The 3,077-nt window shown below is 50.5% G+C and carries 2 protein-coding genes; one reads left to right on the forward strand and one right to left on the reverse strand.

Annotation, left to right across the window (positions count from 1 at the left end; genetic code table 11):
* The coding region (locus ABYW01_RS17795; RefSeq protein ID WP_372835385.1) for a GTP-binding protein at positions 1–969 on the reverse strand (969 nt) is incomplete at its 3' end.
* Between the two features lie 511 nt (positions 970–1,480).
* On the opposite strand from ABYW01_RS17795, the gene glnA reads away from it, so the two are divergent.
* Positions 1,481–2,887 carry a glutamate--ammonia ligase gene (glnA, locus tag ABYW01_RS17800; RefSeq protein WP_193954828.1) on the forward strand — a complete coding sequence of 469 codons (1,407 nt, stop codon included), beginning with the start codon at positions 1,481–1,483 and terminating at the stop codon, positions 2,885–2,887.
* Positions 2,888–3,077 lie beyond the last annotated feature (190 nt).

Genomic DNA, 3,077 nt, shown 5'->3' on the forward strand with positions numbered 1-3,077 from the left:
ACCCGCAAATGGAGAGTCGTTAACCTGGAAGGTCATGGAAACGGTTGGCTCATCAACGCTCAGTGCTGGCAGCGCTTCTACGGATTCCGGGTCACAGATCGTGTCGGAGATGTTCAGCTCATCGATACCAGTGATACAGATGATGTCACCGGCCTGCGCCTGTTCAACCTCAACGCGTTCCAGACCGTGGTAACCCATGATTTTCAGTACACGGCCGGAGCGAATTTTGCCTTCACGGTCGATCACTTTAACCTGGGTATTAGTCTTAACAGTACCGCGGGTTACACGTCCTACACCGATAACACCCATGTAGCTGTTGTAATCCAGCGCAGAGATCTGCATCTGCAGAGGACCGTCGGTATCAACTTTAGGTGCTTCTACGTGTTCAACGATTGCTTCGAACAGTGGCGTCATGTCGTCTGCCAGCTGATCGGGTTCCGGGCCGGCAATACCGTTCAGCGCAGATGCGTAAACGATAGGGAAGTCCAGCTGGTCTTCAGTCGCGCCCAGGCTGTCGAACAGGTCGAATACCTGATCGATGACGTAGTCAGGACGTGCACCCGGACGGTCAACCTTGTTGACTACAACGATCGGGCGCAGGCCCTGATCGAATGCTTTCTGGGTAACGAAGCGAGTTTGTGGCATCGGGCCATCTACAGCGTCAACCAGCAGGCAGACACAATCAACCATGGACAGTACGCGTTCTACTTCACCACCAAAATCGGCGTGTCCCGGTGTGTCCACGATGTTGATGCGGTAATCGTTCCATTTAATGGCAGTGTTTTTCGCCAGAATGGTGATGCCGCGCTCTTTCTCCTGATCGTTGGAGTCCATGATACGCTCGGTGCCTTCATCGCGGCGTCCCAGAGTACCGGACTGGGAGAGTAGCTTATCGACCAGGGTGGTTTTACCGTGGTCAACGTGAGCGATGATCGCAATGTTACGTAAGTTGTTAATGCTAGATGACATTTTAAGTATTCAACCGGGTAATGGAGTGAAATTTGTACACGTAGATGTACCCATCAGAAAAACGAACCCGGCAGTGCAAAGGCTTACCGGGTGTTCATTGTGCGCGCATTATACATGGATTGTGGTGACAGAACCTTATATCGCACGTGCTAATCCTGATTAAGTGTTCATATTGTGAACGGACATCCCTTGATACAGATGAACAAAAGTGGATATCGATGGTTCAAAAAGAAGCACTTTGAAGGTGGTTGGAGTATTATTACGTCGCTACTAAAGCGGAGATATACCGCTAAATCCAGCGGCATGCACTAATTTGGTGCGCAATATGTTTGCGTTGCATTGTTTTGGTGCGGCTCTCATCGGGGCGCTGGTCTGGAATGTCCCAAAAATAAGCACTTACGAGCAAAGTTGTTGTTGGCACGGTCCTTGCTTTTTGAATGGGCAAGTGAAAAATACGCGTTCAGCACTGCATACTGCGAGTCTGGCAATTTCATTAAGTGGAGAAAGCCAAATGTCAGAGAAGACTCTGAATCTGATCAAAGAAAGCGAAGCACGATGGATTGACATGCGCTTCACCGATTCCCACGGTAAAGAGCAGCACGTAACTATCCCTGTTTCCGACATGGGTGATGACTTCTTCGAAGAAGGCAAAATGTTCGATGGTTCTTCCATCGGCGGTTGGAAAGGTATCAACGACTCCGACATGATCCTGATGCCTGATGACAGCGCATCTGTGCTGGATCCATTTGCTGAAGCAACGACTGTTATCGTTCGTTGTGACATCGTTGAGCCGGCAACGGGTCAGGGTTACGAGCGTGATCCACGTTCTGTTGCTAAACGTGCGGAAGAATACCTGAAGTCTACCGGTATTGCTGATACCGCGATGTTTGGTCCTGAGCCAGAGTTCTTTGTCTTTGATGCTGTTAAATGGCACGCAGACATCAGTGGTTGCGGTTACACCATTGAGTCCGAAGAAGCATCTTGGGCTTCCAGTCACAAGATTGAAGGTGGTAACACCGGTCACCGTCCTCGCGTTAAAGGCGGTTACTTCCCAGTACCACCAATCGATTCCCTGCATGACCTGCGTGCCGCTATGTGTGATGCGATGGAAGCGATGGATCTGACGATCGAAGTACACCACCACGAAGTAGCAACTGCTGGTCAGTGTGAGATCGGTGTGGGTCCTAACACTCTGACTAACAAGGCAGATGAAGTACAGATTCTGAAGTACTGCGTACACAACGTGGCGCACGCTTACGGCAAAACTGCTACCTTCATGCCTAAGCCGCTGGTAGGTGACAACGGTTCCGGCATGCACGTTCACATGTCCCTGTCTAAAGACGGTGTTAACCTGTTCGCGGGCGACGCGTATGCGGGTATGTCTGAAACTGCTCTGTACTACATCGGCGGTATCATCAAGCACGCGAAAACACTGAACGCGCTGACCAACTCCTCTACTAACGCTTACAAGCGTCTGGTACCAGGTTTTGAAGCACCAGTAATGCTGGCGTACTCTGCACGTAACCGTTCTGCGTCTATCCGTATCCCATACGTGACTAACCCGAAAGCACGTCGTGTAGAAGCACGTTTCCCGGACCCATCTGCTAACCCATACCTGTGCTTCGCAGCACTGATGATGGCGGGTCTGGACGGTGTTCAGAACAAGATCCACCCTGGCGATGCTGCTGATAAAGACCTGTACGACCTGCCAGCTGAAGAAGCTGCAGAGATCCCACAGGTTGCTGCGTCCCTGGAAGAAGCTCTGGAAGCACTGGAAAACGACCGTGAGTTCCTGACTAAAGGTGGAGTATTCACTGACGACATGCTGGACGCGTTCATTGAACTGAAGCGTGAAGAAGTTGAGAAAGTGAACATGACTACTCACCCAGTAGAATTCGACCTGTACTACTCTGTATAAGGTTTGAACTCGCTGAGTTGAAAAAGCCTCCCTCGGGAGGCTTTTTTTATGCCTGTCTTTTACCGACTGGCGAAAGGTGGGTGCTGAAATTTAGGGCAAAAATCCTGCTATGCACTAAAATGGTGCATGTGGGTTCTGTGTGTTTTCAGCGGTTAGGAAGCGTTGCTGCTGTTCGGGGCATCTTAAGTGC

The sequence above is a fragment of the Pontibacterium sp. genome, assembly GCF_041587635.1.
Taxonomy (GTDB): Bacteria; Pseudomonadota; Gammaproteobacteria; order Pseudomonadales; family Balneatricaceae; genus Pontibacterium.